General features: G+C 72.8%; 16 protein-coding genes and 1 pseudogene. 10 read left to right on the forward strand and 7 right to left on the reverse strand.

All coding sequences use genetic code 11. The annotated features are described in order from the left end of the window. Positions 1-27: 27 nt before the first annotated feature. Positions 28-606: pseudogene (locus AB0G10_RS20225) on the forward strand (LysR family transcriptional regulator); the annotation flags it as partial. An 80-nt stretch (positions 607-686) separates the two neighbouring features. Continuing rightward, complete coding sequence (locus AB0G10_RS20230; RefSeq protein ID WP_360925038.1) at positions 687-923, forward strand: hypothetical protein; 237 nt, start codon at positions 687-689, stop codon at positions 921-923. On the opposite strand, the gene AB0G10_RS20235 is transcribed toward AB0G10_RS20230, so the two are convergent. The 3 genes from AB0G10_RS20235 to AB0G10_RS20245 form a co-directional block, all read right to left on the reverse strand. Then, on the reverse strand, positions 894-1,781 hold the full coding sequence (locus tag AB0G10_RS20235) for a deoxyribonuclease IV (protein ID WP_360923560.1): 888 nt from the start codon (positions 1,779-1,781) through the stop codon (positions 894-896). The two genes, AB0G10_RS20230 and AB0G10_RS20235, sit on opposite strands and share 30 nt — an antisense overlap. Beyond that, a complete protein-coding gene (gene pknB / locus AB0G10_RS20240; protein WP_360923563.1) occupies positions 1,772-3,766 on the reverse strand; it encodes a Stk1 family PASTA domain-containing Ser/Thr kinase in 1,995 nt (664 codons plus the stop codon). The genes AB0G10_RS20235 and pknB overlap by 10 nt, the downstream gene beginning before the upstream one ends. 141 nt (positions 3,767-3,907) lie before the next feature. Next, on the reverse strand, positions 3,908-4,759 hold the full coding sequence (locus tag AB0G10_RS20245) for a hypothetical protein (protein WP_360923566.1): 852 nt from the start codon (positions 4,757-4,759) through the stop codon (positions 3,908-3,910). Positions 4,760-4,795: 36 nt separating this feature from the next. Between AB0G10_RS20245 and AB0G10_RS20250 the strand changes: the two genes are divergently transcribed. After that, positions 4,796-5,146 carry an Rv2175c family DNA-binding protein gene (locus AB0G10_RS20250; protein ID WP_360923569.1) on the forward strand — a complete coding sequence of 117 codons (351 nt, stop codon included), beginning with the start codon at positions 4,796-4,798 and terminating at the stop codon, positions 5,144-5,146. Here the strand turns inward: AB0G10_RS20250 and AB0G10_RS20255 are convergent. Next, positions 5,143-6,213, reverse strand: a complete 1,071-nt coding sequence (locus AB0G10_RS20255) for a polyprenyl synthetase family protein (RefSeq protein WP_360923572.1) — start codon at positions 6,211-6,213, stop codon at positions 5,143-5,145. The genes AB0G10_RS20250 and AB0G10_RS20255 overlap by 4 nt on opposite strands. 26 nt (positions 6,214-6,239) lie before the next feature. Here AB0G10_RS20255 and metF point away from each other — a divergent pair, with 26 nt between their 5' ends. The 5 genes from metF (at position 6,240) to AB0G10_RS20280 (ending at position 10,316) form a co-directional block, all read left to right on the forward strand. Further along, positions 6,240-7,163, forward strand: coding sequence for a methylenetetrahydrofolate reductase [NAD(P)H] (gene metF, locus AB0G10_RS20260; protein WP_360923575.1), 924 nt, complete (start codon positions 6,240-6,242; stop codon positions 7,161-7,163). Position 7,164: 1 nt separating this feature from the next. Then, a complete protein-coding gene (locus AB0G10_RS20265; protein WP_360923579.1) occupies positions 7,165-7,803 on the forward strand; it encodes a CDP-alcohol phosphatidyltransferase family protein in 639 nt (212 codons plus the stop codon). Positions 7,804-7,879: 76 nt separating this feature from the next. Then, entirely contained in the window at positions 7,880-8,308 is a 429-nt protein-coding gene (locus AB0G10_RS20270) for an HNH endonuclease (RefSeq protein WP_360923582.1), read from the forward strand. Between the two features lie 83 nt (positions 8,309-8,391). Then, a complete protein-coding gene (locus AB0G10_RS20275) occupies positions 8,392-8,859 on the forward strand; it encodes a MarR family winged helix-turn-helix transcriptional regulator (protein WP_360923584.1) in 468 nt (155 codons plus the stop codon). A 32-nt stretch (positions 8,860-8,891) separates the two neighbouring features. Then, entirely contained in the window at positions 8,892-10,316 is a 1,425-nt protein-coding gene (locus AB0G10_RS20280; protein WP_360923587.1) for an MFS transporter, read from the forward strand. On the opposite strand, the gene AB0G10_RS20285 is transcribed toward AB0G10_RS20280, so the two are convergent. Continuing rightward, positions 10,272-10,826 (reverse strand): helix-turn-helix domain-containing protein, encoded by a 555-nt coding sequence (locus tag AB0G10_RS20285; protein WP_360923589.1) that lies wholly within the window; start codon positions 10,824-10,826, stop codon positions 10,272-10,274. The genes AB0G10_RS20280 and AB0G10_RS20285 overlap by 45 nt on opposite strands. Before the next feature lie 63 nt (positions 10,827-10,889). Here AB0G10_RS20285 and AB0G10_RS20290 point away from each other — a divergent pair, with 63 nt between their 5' ends. Further along, on the forward strand, positions 10,890-11,288 hold the full coding sequence (locus AB0G10_RS20290; protein ID WP_360923592.1) for a nuclear transport factor 2 family protein: 399 nt from the start codon (positions 10,890-10,892) through the stop codon (positions 11,286-11,288). Positions 11,289-12,141: 853 nt separating this feature from the next. Next, positions 12,142-13,566 carry a phytoene desaturase family protein gene (crtI, locus tag AB0G10_RS20295; protein WP_360923595.1) on the forward strand — a complete coding sequence of 475 codons (1,425 nt, stop codon included), beginning with the start codon at positions 12,142-12,144 and terminating at the stop codon, positions 13,564-13,566. 73 nt (positions 13,567-13,639) lie between these two features. Here crtI and AB0G10_RS20300 read toward each other — a convergent pair whose 3' ends face one another. Both AB0G10_RS20300 and AB0G10_RS20305 read right to left on the reverse strand, forming a co-directional pair. Next, positions 13,640-15,361 carry a substrate-binding domain-containing protein gene (locus tag AB0G10_RS20300; RefSeq protein WP_360923598.1) on the reverse strand — a complete coding sequence of 574 codons (1,722 nt, stop codon included), beginning with the start codon at positions 15,359-15,361 and terminating at the stop codon, positions 13,640-13,642. 160 nt (positions 15,362-15,521) lie between these two features. Continuing rightward, positions 15,522-16,265 (reverse strand): methyltransferase domain-containing protein, encoded by a 744-nt coding sequence (locus AB0G10_RS20305; protein WP_360923601.1) that lies wholly within the window; start codon positions 16,263-16,265, stop codon positions 15,522-15,524. Between the last annotated feature and the right edge of the window lie 4 nt (positions 16,266-16,269).

Below are 16,269 nucleotides of genomic sequence, written 5' to 3' on the forward strand. Positions count from 1 at the left end.
CGGCTCCGGCTCAGATCACGTCCAACGATGAAAACTGACCGCGGCATTAGCATCGCTGATGTGGACCCGCATCTGCTGCGCACCTTCGCCGCGGTCGCCGAGACCGGCTCGTTCTCGCTCGCCGCGGAGCGGTTGCGCTACACCCAGTCGGCCGTCTCCCAGCAGATCGCGGCCCTGGAGGCGGACCTCGGCACCCCGCTGCTGACCCGGCGGCCGGTCGCGCTCACCCCGGCCGGGGAGCGGTTGCGCCGGCATGCCGAGCTGATCCTGGTACGCCTGGAAGCCGCCCGCGCCGACGTGGTCCGCGCGGTGGCGCCGCCCGGCCGGCTCGCGGTCGGCCTCACCCCGCTCTCCTGGACCGCCGGCGTCGCGGCCGCGTTCGCCACGCTGCGCGCGGAGACGCCCCGGCTGCGGATCCGGGTGATCTCCGGCGCCCGGGACCGGATGGTCGCGGCCGCCGCGACCGGCGCGGTCGACCTGGCGCTGGTGGACGGGTTCGCGGCGCCGAGCGACCCGCTGCCGCTGCCCGAGCCGGGCGGCGCCGGGGCGGCCGGGATCGGCGAGAGCCCGGCCGTCGTCGCGATGCCGGCCGGGCATCCGCTGGCCGGCCGGGCCGCGGTGGACCTGGCCGACCTGGCCGACGCCTACTGGATCGACGCCCGGAGATCACCCCGGCCGCCGAGGGGGTGCGGGCCGCGCTCCGCTACGACGGGCCGGACGTCGCCGTGTTGCTCGGCCTGGTCGCGGGTGGGCACGGGCTGGCCCTGCTGCCCGCCGCGGCGCTGGCGGGCCGGCCGGAGCTGCGGGGTGTGCCGGTCGGCACGCCCCGGCTGGTGCACCGGAGGGAGATGGTGCGCGCCCCGGCCGCCGCGACCGGGACCGGGCCGGCGGCCCTATTGGGCCGCCTTCTCCTCGGCGGGTGAATCGCGGAGGTTCTTGAGCAGGGCGATGTCGGCGGCGTGGCCCTCGTGCTCGACCGTCGGTGTCTCCACGATGATCGGGACGCCGGCCGTGGCCGGGTGGGCGAACAGCTCGGCGAACGGCGCAGCGCCGATCGTGCCCTTGCCGATCGTCTCGTGGCGGTCGCGGGTGGAGCCGCAGGCGTCCTTCGAGTCGTTCGCGTGGACGAGCTGCAACCGGCCCGGACCGGCCGCCTCGACGAGCGCGTCGAGGGTCTCGGTCATGCCGCCCGGGGTGGCCAGGTCGTGCCCGGCCGCCCAGGCGTGGCAGGTGTCGAAGCAGACGCCGAGCCACGGGTGCCGCTCGACGGCTTCCAGGTAGGCCGCGAGGTCCTGCACCTTCGAGGCGAGGCTGCGGCCGCCGCCCGCGCTCGGCTCCACGAGCAGCCGCGGCAGGCCCTCGGTCGCGGCCCGGTCGAGGAGCGGCAGCAGCGACTCGTGCAGCTGGTGCATGGCCTTCTCGGCGTGCGCCTCGTCGACCGAGCTGCCGGCGTGGTAGACCACCGCTGTCGCGCCGATCGCCTTGCCCCGGAGCAGCGCGTGCTCCAGGGTCGCGACCGAGCGCTCCACGGTCAGCCCGGTCGGCGAGCCGAGGTTCACCAGCAGCGAGGCGTGGATGTACGCCGGGATCTCCCGCTCGCCGCAGCCGTCCCGGAACAGCGTGTCCTGCTTCGGGTCGCCGGCCGGGAGGGCCCAGCCACGGGAGTTGGAGACGTACACCTGGAGGGTCTCCGAGCCGGCGGCGTCGACATACGGGAGGGCGGCTTTCGCCAGCCCGCCCGACGTCTTCGTGTGCGACCCGATCCTGCGGTCTAGAAGCACTGGAGCTGCACCACACTCTGCGGCGGGACCTGGGTGTTGCCACCCGGGTTCTGGCCGCGGACCGTGCCGTTCGGGTTGAAGTTGACCTGCACCTGGAGGTTCATCCCCTGAAGGGTCGCCTGCGCCTGCGGGCAGGGCTGGTTGGTCAGATCCGGGACGGTGACCAGCGGCGGGCCGTTGCTGACGTCGAGGATGACGTCGGTGCCCTTCTCCACGCCGGTGCCCGGTTTCGGCGACTGGCCGAGCACGGTGTCCTTCGGCTGGTCGCTGTCCTTGTATCGCTCGGCGCCGCTGAGGCCCAGCCGGTTCAGCTCGGCGCGGGCGTCGTTGATGTTCTTGCCGGCCAGGTCGGGGATGGTGATCGGGGCCCGGCCCCGGCTCAGCACCACGGTGACCGTGTCGCCCGGCTTCAGCTGGGTGCCGGCCTTCGGGTCGGTGGAGAGCACCACGCCCTCGGCGGCGGTGTCGTTGTATTGCGGCTTGCCTTCCTTGACCTTCAGGCCGAGGCCCTCCAGCTCGCCCTTCGCCGCGGCCAGCTCGACGCCGACCAGGTCGGGCACCGGGTGCACCTCGGGGCCGAGGGAGAGGTTCACGGTGATCGTGTCGCCCTTGACGATCTTCTCCTGGGCGCCCGGGTTCTGGGTGACCACCGAGTCCTTCGGCACGGTGTCGCTGTAGACGCCGTCCCCGACGAGGATCTTGAAGCCCTTCTCCTCGGCGTGCGCCTGTGCCTGTGCCTGCGGCATGTTCAGCAGCGTCGGCGCCTCGCTGTAGCGGCCCAGCGTCACCCACCAGGTGCTGCCGAGGATGACCAGGGCCATCACGGCGATCAGCGAGGTGAGCACGACCCGGCGGCGGTCGGCGAAGAACCCGCCGGCCGGCTCGGCCGAGCGGCGGTGCGGCGCGGTGCGCTGCCCGCCCTGCTCCGGCAGCCGGGCCCAGGACGGGCGCGGGGTCTCCTGGCCGCGCTGGTAGACCCCGGCCGGGACCGGCGGCACGAACGCCGTGGCGTCGGCGGCGGCCGGGATGGCCGGGACGATCGTGGTGGCGTCGGCCACGCCGGGGCGGGGCGGGACCTGGCGCAGCAGCGCGGTCTCCACGTTCGCCGCGCCGAGACCGTCGCGGACCGCCTGGACCTCGCTCAGCAGCGCGCCCGCGTCGGTGGGGCGGGCGCCGGGGTCGCGCCGGGTGGCCCGGGTGACCAGCTTGTCGAGGACCGGCGGGGAGCCGGGCACGACCGTCGACGGGGCCGGCACGTCGTTGTCGACGTGCTGCCAGGCCACCTCGACCGGGTCGGCGCCGTCGAACGGCACCCGGCCGGTGAGCATCTCGAAGAGCACGATGCCGGCCGAGTAGACGTCGGTGCGCGCGTCGGCCTGCCCGGTCTGCACGAGCTCCGGCGCGACATAGGCGACCGTGGCCATGAGCTGGCCCGAGTCGTCGACGGTGCTGGCCTCGATGGCCCGGGCCAGGCCGAAGTCGGCGACCTTGACCACGGCGTCCACCAGGTCGGCGCTGCCGCCGCTGGGCGCCTCGGCGACCAGCACGTTCTCCGGCTTGACGTCGCGGTGGACCAGGCCGGCGCGGTGCGCCGCGGCGATCGCGGCGAGCATCTGCTCGAGGATCGCGACGGCCTCGACCGGCGTCAGCTTGCCACGCTGGCTCAGCAGGTCGCGCAGGGTGCGGCCCTGCACGAACTCCATCACGAGGTAGGGCAGGCCCTGGTGGCGGCCCTGGTCGTAGACGGCGACGACGTTGGGGTGGGTGAGCCGGGCGATCGTCTTCGCCTCGTCGGTGAACCTGTCGACGAAGTGGACGTTCGTGGCCTGCGACGGGTGGATTATCTTCAGCGCGACGTCGCGGCCCAGTCGTTCGTCGGTCGCCCGGTACACGGTCGACATGCCACCACGGGCCACGCGACCGGTGATCCGGTAGCGCCCGTCAATCGTTGTGCCGATCAACGTATCGGCGACTGTGGTGTCCATCGGCGTGAAGTGTATGTGTCTTTCCCGTGGGGGTAGACCAGGATGTCACAGCTGAGTCCAAACGGGTACCTGAACGGCTGTGACCTGCGGTGCCGCGTCCCGGACCGGGCCGGTTCGATCACCGGAGGCCGATTCGTCCGGCTAGTGGCGCCGGCGGTGGCCGTCGCGATCGTCGGTGATCTCGTCGTCGGTGGCCGGTGAGGCCGAGGCGCTCGGCCGCGCGGAGACGCCCGGATCGGGTGAACTGTCGGTATTTCCGGACGGCTGTGGCGAGGGTGACACCGCCGGGCTCGCGGACGGCGCGGTGGGCGTCGGCACCGGCGGCGTGACGCAGTCGCACGGCTGCTCGGCGACCCGGGTCTTCTCCGGCGCGACGGTGGCCGGGCGCGGGTGCCGGGAGGTGGCGGGCGCGGGGTCGGCGGCGGCACCGCCGGTCCGGCCCGCGCGGCCGGAAACGCCCGCACCGCCGGAAGCGCCGGAACCACCGGAAACGCCCGGGCCGCCGGCACCGCCGACGCCGGAGGCGCCCGCCGTGCCGGCCACGCCGGTGGCGCTGCTCACGTCGCCCGCGGGCCGATCGGCGGGCGAGGGGCGGGTGGCGCCTCCGGTCCTCGTACCCATGCCGGTCTGAACGCCCGCCGGCTCGCCTGCCTGGACCACGTCGGCGGCCGCCCGGGGCGGCGTCCCCCGCTCCTGGACCACCCCTCGCGGCGTGCTGAAGATGCTGGTCGCGACGAAGTACGACCCACCCGCCCCGAGGAGAGCAAGCAGGCAGAACACCGTAACCGCGACAAATCGCCTCGGGGGAGCGGCGTCGGCGCCCCCGAGCGGGGAGGGCATGTCGACCATCGAACCTCCGAAGGTGTTCATCCCGGTCGAGGTCACGTCCGGATCACCGGCCGGCGCCGGAGGGAGTGGGCGCCGCCCGAGGTCGTAGCCGACCGACCGCCACGCTCCGGCCGCTTCCTCGCGGATCCTCCGCCACAGGCTCATCAACAGTTCTCCGATCTGGTCTGGCACGCTGTACGAGTGAGCGAACCCGTAACCGCCGGCCCGGCCGGATGGATCACCCTGCCGGACGTGTCCGAGAAGCTCGGCGTGTCGATCAGCAAGGTGCACCAGATGATCCGCGAAGGCGCCCTGCTCGCCGTCCGGCGCGACGGCATCCGGCTCGTCCCCGCCGAACTGGTGGCGAACGACACCGTGCTGAAGCACCTGCCCGGCGTCATCACCTTGTTGCACGACGCCGGGTACAACGACGAAGAGGCCCTTCGGTGGCTCTACGAACCGGACGAGGCACTCGGAGGCAATGCCGCGATCGGTCTCGGCGGCGACCTGGCGCGTGAGGTGAAGCGCCGGGCGCAGACCGCCGGCTTCTAGACGGAACGCCGGGTGGCGGCCTCGGCCAGGGCGAAGAGCACGGTCCGCGCCTCGTCCTCGATCGGGGCCTGCTTCAGGGCGTCGAGCGCCTCCGCCTCCAGCGTTGCGATCCGGGACTCGGTGGCCGCGAGGGCGCCGCTGTCCCGGATGATCCCGCGCAGTCGCTCCACCCCGGCGTCGTCCAGATCCGGGTCGCCCAGGCCGGCCTCGAGCGCGGTCCGCGCCGCCTCCCCGCTCGCGCCGAACGCGGACGCCACCAGGTAGGTCCGCTTCCCCTCGCGCAGGTCGTCGCCGGCCGGCTTGCCGGTCTGCGCCGGGTCGCCGAAGACGCCGAGGACGTCGTCGCGCATCTGGAACGCCTCGCCGAGCGGCAGGCCGAACGCGGCGTACGCGGCGAAGACCTCGGGACCGCCGCCGGCCAGCGCCGCGCCGAGCAGCAGCGGCCGCTCCACCGTGTACTTCGCGGACTTGAACCGGGCCACCTTGCCGGCCCGCTCCGGCGACGTGTCACCGGTCGCCTGGGTGAGCACGTCGAGGTACTGGCCGACGGTCACCTCGGTGCGCATCTGGTCGAAGACGGCACGGGCCCGGGCCAGGTCGGCCAGGGGCAGGCCGCAGCCGTGCAGCATCTCGTCCGACCAGACCAGCGCGAGGTCGCCGAGGAGGACCGCGGCCGAGTCGCCGAAGCCCACGGCGTCGCTGCGCCAGCCGGCCGCACGGTGCCGGGCCTCGTACCGCCGGTGCACCGAGGGCTCGCCGCGGCGGGTGTCCGAGCGGTCCATCAGGTCGTCGTGGATGAGCGCGCTGGCCTGCACGAACTCGAGCGCGCTGACGGCCGCGACGACCTCGTCCGAGTCGGCGCCGCCGGCGCCCCGGAAACCCCAGTAGGCGAACGCCGGGCGCAGCCGCTTGCCGCCGCCCAGCACGAACGCCGACACGGTGGCGGCCACCTCGTCGAGCGCCGGATCGATCTCCAGCAGCCGGGCCCGCTGGGTGGCGAGGAACCCGGCGAGGGCCTTGTCGACCCGTTGACGCAGGCCGGCGAGCTCGAGTGGTGAAGTCGTCACGTCCCAGACGCTAGTACAGTGCGTCTGTGTCTCTCGGACTTCCCTCCCGCCTCCCCGGGACCCCGTCGATCGGCGCGCTGATCCGGGAGCCCGCCCCGACGTTCTCGTTCGAGTTCTTCCCGCCCAAGACGCCCGAGGGCGAGCGGCTGCTCTGGCAGGCGATCCGCGAGCTGGAGTCGCTGAAGCCCAGCTTCGTCTCGATCACGTACGGGGCCGGCGGCACCACCCGGGACACCACCGTCGCGGTGACCGAGCGGGTCGCCACCGAGACCACCCTGCTGCCGATGGCGCACCTGACCGCCGTGAACCACTCGGTCGCCGAGCTGCGCAACGTGATCGGCCGGCTGGCCGGGGCCGGCATCCGCAATGTGCTCGCGGTCCGCGGCGACCCGCCCGGCGACCCGATGGGCGAGTGGGTGCGGCACCCGGAGGGCGTGCTCTACGCCGAAGACCTGGTCCGGCTGGTCCGCGAGGCCGGCGACTTCAGCGTCGGGGTGGCCGCGTTCCCCTACAAGCACCCGCGCTCCGGCGACGTGGAGAGCGACACCCGCAACTTCGTCCGCAAGTGCCGGGCCGGCGCCGACTTCGCGATCACCCAGATGTTCTTCGAGGCCGGGGACTACCTGCGGCTGCGGGACCGGGTCGCGGCGGCCGGCTGTGACACCCCGATCGTGCCGGGCCTCATGCCGGTGACCCGGATGGCGACGATCGAGCGCGCCCAGCAGCTCTCCGGCGCGCCGTTCCCGCCGGCGCTGCTGCGCCGCTTCGAGCGGGTCGCCGGCGACGAGGCCGCCGTCCGTGAGCTGGGTATCGAGACCTGCGCCGAGATGTGCGCGAAGCTGCTCGACGAGGGCGTGCCGGGCATCCACTTCATCACCCTGAACCGGTCCACCGCGACCCGTGAGGTGTGGCAGCGGCTCGCGCCGTCCGAGGTCGCGGCAGCGGCCTGAGGTGACCTGGGACGAATACGCGACGGCCTGGTCGAAGCTGCACGGCGGGTTCGACCCTCGCGAGGCATCGGCGGTGGTGCGGGGCTGGGTGCTGTCGGCGTACCGGATCGGCTCCTTCCTCGGCAGGAAGCGCATCTCACCGCTCAGCGTGACCATCGCCGGCGTCGTGCTCTGCCTGGCCGTGCCGCTCGCGGCGCTGGGCGGCAGCGTGGGTCTCGCGGCCGGCGCGCTGCTGGTGCTGCTCGCGGCGATGGCGGATGGGCTGGACGGCGCGGTGGCGGTGGTGACCGGGCGGGTGAGCCGGGCCGGATTCGTCCTCGACTCGGTGGCCGACCGGGTGGGCGAGCTGGGCTGGCTCGCCGCGTTCTGGGTGGCGGGGGCGCCCGGGCCGCTGGTGGTCGCGGCGGGCGCCGCGAGCTGGCTCCATGAATACGTACGGGCCCGGGCCGTGGCCGGCGGCATGGCGGAGATCGGCGCGGTGACCGTGGGGGAGCGGCCGACGCGGGTCTCCGTCGCCTTCACCGGTCTCGTGTTCGGCGCTCTCGGCGTACCCATGACGGTTTTCGCCGCGGCCTGGCTCCTGTTGCAGTCGATCGGGTTCGCGCAATTGATTTTCGCGGTGCGCCGCGCCCTGCGGTGATCGCTTAATCGGTTGTCGGCCGTCTATTCCCGGCCGTATTTTCTCAGCAGATTTCTTCTGCTGGGGGTGACTGTCGATGAGTGCGGTGCTGGTGCTGAACGCGGATTGCGGACCTCTGCACCGGGTCAGCCTCCGGCATGCGATCCGGATGCTGTTCCGCCAGGTGGCGGTGGTGCACGAGGCGCTGCCGGACGATCGAATAGGCGTGTACCCGGTTCCCACCGTGGTGCGGCTGGTCAGCTACGTCGTGACGCGGTGGCGGCGTGGTCGCGGCCCGGCCTGGTCGCGGGCCGGTGTGCTGGCGCGGGACGGCCGGAGATGCGGTTACTGCGGTGACGCGGCCTCGACGATCGACCACGTGCTGCCCCGCTCGCGCGGTGGCCGCAACGAATGGGCGAACACCGTGGCGGCTTGTGGAAAGTGCAACAACAGGAAGCGGGACCGGACGCCTCTCGAGGCGCGAATGCCATTGCTGGTGACGCCGATGGCGCCCCGCTGGCACTGAGCGGGCGGCCGGCGGGTGTTTCACGGGGACCCGCCGGCCGTCTTTTTATTCGATTGCGGATTATCCGGCGATAGACTGACCGCATGGCTGCTCCCGAGCGCACCCAGCGCGACATCACCGGTCTGCTCAACGCCGCCGGCCACGCCCTCTCCAACCGGCTCGCCGCCGCGCTCGCCGAGGTCGACCTGACCCCGCGCATGCAGTGCGTGCTGGTCCACGCCATGGAGGAGGAGCGCACCCAGATCCAGCTCGCGGCACTGTCGTTCATGGACAAGACGACGATGGTGAGCACCGTCGACGAGCTGGAGAAGCGCGGCCTCGCCGAGCGCCGCCCGTCGGCCACCGACCGGCGCGCCCGGATCATCGCGGTGACCGGCAAGGGCCGGAAGGCCGCCGCCGAGGCGCAGGCGATCGTGGACCGGGTGCACGGGGAGGCGCTCGCGGGCCTCTCGGACTCCGGGCGGGACGACTTCGTCGAGTTGCTCACGGCGCTGGCCTCGGCCGAGGGGGCGCCCGGCCCGATCCGCCGCGCTCGATCTCCTAAGAGATAGTCCGCTTCCGGATTATCTGTTAGCGTAGCGCCATGAGTTCTCGTGGTGCGACGCTCGCCGTGCTGAACACGGTGGGCCTGATGATCGTTCTGGACAGCACGATCGTGGCCGTCGCGATCCCTGCCATCCAGCAGGACCTCGGCTTCTCCCCGGCCGGCGTGGCCTGGGTGATCAACGGCTATCTGGTGGCCTTCGGCGGCCTGCTCCTGCTCGCCGGCCGGCTCGGCGACCTGCTCGGATCCCGGCGGGTCTTCCTCGGCGGCCTCGCCCTGTTCACCCTGGCCTCGCTGCTCTGCGGCTTCGCGACCAGCGCCGGACTGCTGGTCGCCGGCCGCTTCCTGCAGGGCGCCGGCGGCGCGTTCGCCTCCGCCGTGATCCTCGGCGTGATCGTCCGCCTCTATCCCGACCCCGGCCCGCAGGCCCGCGCGCTCGGCGTCTTCAGCTTCACCCAGGCCGGCGGCGCCGCGATCGGCTTCGTGGTCGGCGGCGTCCTCACCGACCTGGCCGGCTGGCCCGCCATCTTCCTGATCAACGTGCCGATCGGGGTGGCCGCCTTCGTGGCGGGCCTGCGCCTGCTCCCCGCGGTACCGCCGGTGGCGGGCGGCCTGGACGTTCCGGGCGCTCTCCTGATCACGGCGGGCCTCTCGGCCGGCGTCTACGCGATCGTCGACGGGGTCGCTCCCGCCGGGGCGGCAGCGCTTCTGCTGCTCGCGGCTTTCCTGGTACGGCAGAAGCACGCCCGCAGCCCACTGATCCCGCTCCGGCTGCTGCGCCGCCCGTGGCTGCTGGCCGCCAACGGCGCGGTGCTCCTGATCGTGGCGGCCGGCCTCGGCTTCCAGTTCGTGAACACCCTCTTCCTCCAGCGGGTCCTCGGCTTCGACGCGATGCGGACCGGGCTGGCCTTCCTCCCCACACCCGTGATGATCGGCCTGGTCTCGCTCCTCCTGGCGGCCCGGCTGACGGCCCGCTTCGGCCCGCGCCGGGTGCTGCTCGGCGGCCTGGTCCTGGCGGCCGGCGGGCTGATCGCGCTGTCCCGGTTGCCGGAATCGCCGTCCTATCTCCTGGGCGTGCTGCCGGCGCTGACCGTCATGGGCCTCGGGCTCGGCGCGGCGCTGCCGGCGATCATGATGCTGTCCATGGCCGGGGCGTCCGAAGAGGACACCGGGCTCGTGTCCGGGCTGAACAACACGGCGCAGCAGGCCGGGATGGCGCTCGGGCTGTCGGTGCTGGCGGCCGCCTCGGCGGGGCGGGCCGCGGCGTCGTCGGCGCGCGGGGCCGGGGAGGTGGCGGCCCTGCAGGACGGCTACGGCCTGGCGTTCCTGCTGGCGGCCGGCTTCGTGGCGGCGGCATCCCTCGTGGCTCTGACGTTCCTGCGCAGGCCGCCGGCACCCGCTTCTCGCACGCTCACCCCTTCAGGCGCTCAACCCCGCGAAGACCACCGCGAGGGTACGCCGTGACAACCGCTCCTCCCATCCGCCCACGACCGCGCCCTGGCAGAGGCTGACCAGCAGCGCCATCACCTCGCCGAGCTCGACATCGCGCGAGACCGTCCCGGCGTCCTGGGCCTGCGCCAGCAGCGATCCGACCGCGTCCCGCAACTGCCCCACCGCCCCGGGCAGCTGCAGGTCGATGAGGTGCGCCCGTTTCGCCGAGGCCTGGGTCACCACACTCGTCATGAAGCGGAACAGCCCGTCCGGGCCGCCGAGCTCGCCGGCCTCCTCGAGGAGACGGGCCAGCAGACGCTTCAGGATCGCCGTGAACAGGGCGTCCTTGGTGGGGAAGTGCCGGAAGACCGTACCGATCGCGACACCGGCCCGGCGCGCCACCTCCTCGGTCGAGCCGCCCGGCCCGAACTCGGCGAACACCCCCTCGGCGGCGTCCAGGATGCGGGCGCGGTTGCGCTGGGCGTCCGCGCGCTTCGGCCCTTTCGGCCCTTTCGGTCCTTCCGCTTCTTCCGCTTCTTCCAAGTTGAGTCTCCACTCACTATTGTCGGATCGGCTGAGTTTATCGTCGTCCATGGGAGGACCGTCGTGACCCCCAGTGAGATCTTCGACCGGATGCGGGCCCGGTGGCTCGCCGGTGCGCCGACCTTCACCGCCGACATGCTCACCGACGACGTCGTGGTGGAGACACCGTTCGCGGCGCCCGGCCACCCCACCCGTACCGCGGGCCGGGAGCAGGTGCTCGCCTACACCGAGGCCGGCCGGGCCGCGTTCCCGGTCCGCTTCGACGAATGCCGCGACGTGCTCGTGCACCAGACAGCCGACCCCTCCGTGATCGTCGTGGAGTACGAGCTGGTGGGCACCCATGTCGTGACCGGGGTTTCGGCCGCGGCCCCGTTCATCGGGGTGCTCACGACGCGGGACGGCAGGCTCGCCCACTGGAAGGAATACCAGCACACCCTCGCGATCGCCCAAGCCCTGGCCTGACCCGCCCCGCCGGCCTCGCCGCGCCCGCCCCGCCCGCCCCGCCGCGCCCGCCCGCGCCGCCCGCTCCGCGACAACGGGCTGCAGCCGCCCGATGCCAGCTGCACCGCAGGGCGACATTTCGGGCGGCGAGTGAGCCGTGGTGTGCAGCCGGCCGGGGCTGGCTGTACTGCAGGGCGACATTTCGGGCGGCGAGTGAGCCGTGGTGTACAGCCGGCCGGGACTGGCTGCGCGGCGTGGCGACAAACTGGACAGTCGGAAAGCGCTGATGTGCAGCCGGTGGGCGGTCGCGCGACGTGCATCGGGCCTTGTGGCGAACACCGGCGGCGGCATGCCCGGGCGATGGCGTGATCGGGCTCGGCTGCGGCTCATTGCTGGTGGGAGCGCTCTCCGCGACAACAGGCTGCAGCCGGGTCAGTCCGGCTGTATTCCATGGCTGTCGGGAGCGCTCCCGCACTGCAACGCGCTGCAGCGGGAGCGAGGAAGCGGCGAGGAATTCGGCGAAGGGCCGGCAAGCGGTGGACCTGGGCGAAAGGGGCGGCAGGCGGTGGGCGGCGGTGGACCGGGCAAAAAGGGCGGCGGGCGGCGGTGGACCGGGCGAAAGGGCCGGCGGTGAGTGGGAGGGCCGGGGCGGCTGGAGTAGACGGCTGGAGGGCGGGCGGCCGGGATGGCTGAAGAGCTCGGCCGGGGCGGCGGGGAGCGGGGCCGGGAGCGTGAGGGGCCGCCGGGGCCGGCGGCGGGCTGCGCCGGGCGGAGGTGGCCGCAGGTGTGGTGCGCCACGGGAGGGGTGGCCGGGCGGGACGGCTCAGGTCGTACCGGATGAGCGGATCTCTCAGCGGGAGCGGATCATGGCAGGGTGAGCGACATCGTGGTTATCGGCGCCGGCGTCGGGGGGCTTGCGGCTGCCGTGCGGCTGGCGGAGGCGGGGCATCGGGTCGAGGTGCATGAGCGCGCGGCGGAGGTCGGCGGGAAGCTGGCCGTGTTCGAGCGGGACGGGTATCGGTTCGACACCGGGCCCAGTCTGCTGACGCTGCCGCAGGTGTTCGACGACCTCGATCTCGATCTGCGGCCGGTGCCGCTGGATCCGGTGGTGCGGCACGTGTTCCCGGACCGGACGGTGCTCGACTCGTCGAGTGTGCACGGTGTGTTCCTGGAGCGGATCGCCGCCGCGATGGGGAAGGACGCGGCGGACGACTGGGATCGGTTCTGGCGCCGGGCGAAGCGGATCTGGAACGCGTCGTGGGATTCGGTGCTGCGGCGTCCGATGAACAGGGCGACCCTGGCCCGGCTGTCGTGGCGTCTCGGTGATCTCGCGGCGATCGCGCCGGGGCGGTCGCTGCGGTCGCTGGGGCGCGCCTACCTGCGGGATCCCCGGCTGCGGATGCTGCTCGACCGGTATGCGACGTACACCGGCTCGGATCCGCGTCGCGCGCCTGCGGCGCTCGCCGCGATCCCGTATGCCGAGCTCACGCACGGTGGGTGGTATCTGCCCGGGGGATTGGGCACGCTGGGTGAGGCGCTGCACGCCAGGTGCGCCGATGCGGGGGTACGGGTGAAGCTCTCGTCCCCGGTCACCGGCATCGAGGCGGACCGTTCCGTGCGCGGGGTGCGTCTCGCGTCGGGCGAGTTCGTGAAGGCCGACGTCGTCGTCTCCAACGTGGACGCCTCGGTGCTGTACCGCGATCTGCTGCCGGCGCCGCGCCGCCTCGCCGGGCTCGCGGACCGCAGCCTCGGCGGGTTCGTGCTGCTGCTCGGCGTGCGCGGGACGACGCCGTCGCTGGCGCACCACACCGTGTTCTTCCCGCCGAACTACGACGCCGAGTTCGACGCGATCTTCGGGTCGGCGTCGCGGCGGGCCCGGCCGGTCGACGATCCGGCGATCTTCGTGACCCGCGCGGACGACCCGGCGGTGCGCCCGGAGGGGAACGAGGCCTGGTTCGTGCTGGTCAACGCGGCACGGCAGGGCACCGGATGGTCCGCTGTGGACTGGACGCGGCCGGGGCTCGCGGACGCCTACGGGCGGCACCTGCTCGACGTGCTCGCCGCGCGCGGGCTGGACGTGCGGGACCGGCTGGAGTTCATGGAGATCCGTACGCCGGCCGATCTGGTGTCGGCGCCGGGCGGGTCGATCTATGGAACGGCGGGCGGGCTGACCAGGCCGTCCAACCGGGGGCCGGTGAAGGGCCTGTATCTGGTGGGCGGCTCGGTGCACCCGGGCGGCGGCCTGCCGATGGTGACGCTGTCGGCGCAGATAGTAGCCGACGCCATCGGAGCTGCCTGACGTCGGCTTACCTGCCGCGATCTTGGCGAGTTGTGGCGCTCATATGGGCGCAACTCGCCAAGATCCCGGCCGGTTATTGCGTGGCGTGGGCGGCGAGGAAGGCCTGGGCCATCGCCGAACCCAGGTCGGCGGGGTTGCGGGCGGCGAACGCGCGGCCGCCGCTCGCCTCGGCCATGCCGGTGAGCGCGCCCATGTTGGCGTCCGGCCCGTAGCCGACCGCGATGATCGAGACGGGCCGGGCCGGGTCCTGCGTCTCGTTCAGCTTCGTCAGGAAGGCGTCGTTGGACATCGCGAACCTGGTGCCGCCGTCGGCGCCGTCGGTCAGCACCACCACGACCGTGGCGGTGTCCTTGCGTACCTGCTCGCGCATGGCGCTCACGCCGTCGAGAACCGCCTGGTAGAGCGGGGTCCCGGCACTCGCCTCCGGCTTGTAGGCGCCGATCTGCGCCTGCAGCGCCTCGCGGCGGGAGCGGCCCTCGACCTTCCCGGTGATCGGGCCGTACGGCACCACCTCGGTGTGCGCCGGGCCGTTGCGGGCGTTCGTGCCGAAGTACCACATCCCGATCGTGGTGTCGTCGCCGAACAGCTCGGAGGCGCTCACCCCGGATTCGCGCAGCAGCGACGCCTTGGTGCCCTTCTTGCCGTCCTTGTCGGTGATCGCCTCGCTCATCGAGCCGGACGAGTCGATCAGCAGCAGCACCTGGAACGCGAGGTCCTTGTATTGCGCCCACTGCTGGGCCGGGGTGAGCAGCTCGGTGACCGAGCCGGGCAGCTCGAGCACGCCGGCGGTCGGCTCGATGCGGAAACCGGCCGCCGCCACGGCCGGTTTGCTGATCGCCTCGCGCAGCTCGGCGGCCAGGTCCTTGTCGGTGCCCTTGCGGAGCGCGAACGGGTAGTCGGCCTCGACCCGGCCGTCGACCGGCGGGAAGCCGGCGAGCCGGACCTGGTGGTTCGCCTTCTGGTACGCCTTCAGCTGCTGCTCGGTCACCGGGAAGACGCCGATGTCGTAGACCGCGGTGGTGGCGTCGGACTCCTTACCCATCCGGTCGAGCAGCTGGACCGGGTCGGCGGAGGCCTCCTCGAGGCGGCTGCGCAGGGTGAACGCGCGGAGCTGGGCGATGCCGGAGTCCTTCGTGGTGCGTGCCGTCGCGGCGTGCACGGCGTGCACGCTGAGCAGGCCGACGGTGCTCCGCAGCGGGTCGGGCATGGTGATCGTCGGGAACCGGCTCTCGGTCGCCCCCTGGATCAGCCCGGTCCAGGTGGTCCGGCCGTCCTTCGCGTACAGCGTGGAGATGCCCTCGGGCGCGGCGATGAGCACCGGCGAGTACGCGACCGGCCGGCCGGAGGCGGTGTATCTCTGGCCGGCGCCGGCCGCGACGGTGAGCCAGGCGCTGCTCGACGGGATCCAGACGTCCGGCCGGTCCTTGGCGACCGCGGTGGTGCCGGGCTCCTCGGCGCGGACCACGACCGGCGGGCAGCGCAGGTTGTCCGGATTGAGGGTGGCGGCCGCCTCGGCGACCAGTGGAGCGATCTCCGGAGCGGCGGCGACGCTCAACTCCGGGTCGGGGCAGGGGGTCACGCTCGGTGAGGTTGCCGAGGGGATCGGCGCCGCGGTGGGCTCCGCCTCCGGCGCGGCCGCGCCGTTGCTCATCAACTGCCAGGTGAGACCACCGGCCGCCGCGAGAACCGCGAGGACCAGCGCTGCCGCGAGAAGTGCCCGCCGGGGACGGTGTGGAGGCTCGCTCCACTCACCGGGTCCGGCCGGCAACTCCCTTGGCCACTCGTTGTCGGACATGCCACCTAACCCGTCGTAAAGTTTTCACGGTGCGTGGCGGATACTAGCCCGGGATTCACGTTTTACGATAACGCAGCCCGCATCTCGGCACATTAGAAATGATCATTTAAGCATCAACCAAGATCGAACTAAAATTGATCTTCACTTTGATCTTCGTCGATCACGAGAGCGCGGTCGCTATGACGATCAACTCGCCGTCGCCGCTCAGCCCGACCGGCTCCCGGCCCCAGCCGCCGTAGACCTGGTCGACGTGGAATCCGGCGGCCCGCAGCGATGCGCGCAGCTCTTCCTCCGTACGAAATCGCAGTGTCCCCTGGCTCGTGAGCTTCTCGCCGTCGGAGAATCGGTAGTGGTGAGCCAGGGAGACCACATCCCCGCGCACCGACTCCACCTCGGTCCACGCCTCGACCGTCGTGCCGTCGGCGAGCATGACGGACCGCCACGATTCGTCCGGATTCCAGCGCTCCCATTCGGCGGCCGCCGGATCGCGGCTGTCGAAGACGAGCCGGCCGTCGAGGTCGAGTGCGCGGCGCACCGCGTGCAGCAGCGACGACCATTCCTGATCACTCACGAAGAACTGCGCGACGTGCCCGGTCAGAAAGACGGCGTCGAAGGTCCGGTTGCCCAGTTCGCTGATCGGGCCGTCGATCCAGTGGACCCTCGCGGCGCCGGGTTTGCGGCGGGCGGCGTCCAGGGCCGGCCCGGACGGATCGAGCCCGGTGACCGCGTGACCGGCCTCGGCCATCGCGATCGCGAGCCGGCCGGTGCCGCAGCCGAGATCGAGGACGCGCGGCGCGGAGTGCTCGGCGAGCACGGCCATGAAGAAGTCGTCGTCCCAGCCCCAGGGGCATTCGGCGTCGTAGACCTCGACCAGCCGGGGGTGCCGGTACTCGCCATGCCACACAAGG

This window comes from Actinoplanes sp. NPDC023714, assembly GCF_040639855.1.
Taxonomy (GTDB): Bacteria; Actinomycetota; Actinomycetes; order Mycobacteriales; family Micromonosporaceae; genus Actinoplanes.

Coding starts and splice junctions, on each gene's coding strand:
- pknB (WP_360923563.1), bottom strand. CDS start 3,766: ATGGACACCACAGTCGCCGATACGTTGATCGGCACAACGATTGACGGG.
- AB0G10_RS20245 (WP_360923566.1), bottom strand. CDS start 4,759: ATGAGCCTGTGGCGGAGGATCCGCGAGGAAGCGGCCGGAGCGTGGCGG.
- AB0G10_RS20270 (WP_360923582.1), top strand. CDS start 7,880: ATGAGTGCGGTGCTGGTGCTGAACGCGGATTGCGGACCTCTGCACCGG.
- AB0G10_RS20275 (WP_360923584.1), top strand. CDS start 8,392: ATGGCTGCTCCCGAGCGCACCCAGCGCGACATCACCGGTCTGCTCAAC.
- AB0G10_RS20280 (WP_360923587.1), top strand. CDS start 8,892: ATGAGTTCTCGTGGTGCGACGCTCGCCGTGCTGAACACGGTGGGCCTG.
- AB0G10_RS20300 (WP_360923598.1), bottom strand. CDS start 15,361: ATGTCCGACAACGAGTGGCCAAGGGAGTTGCCGGCCGGACCCGGTGAG.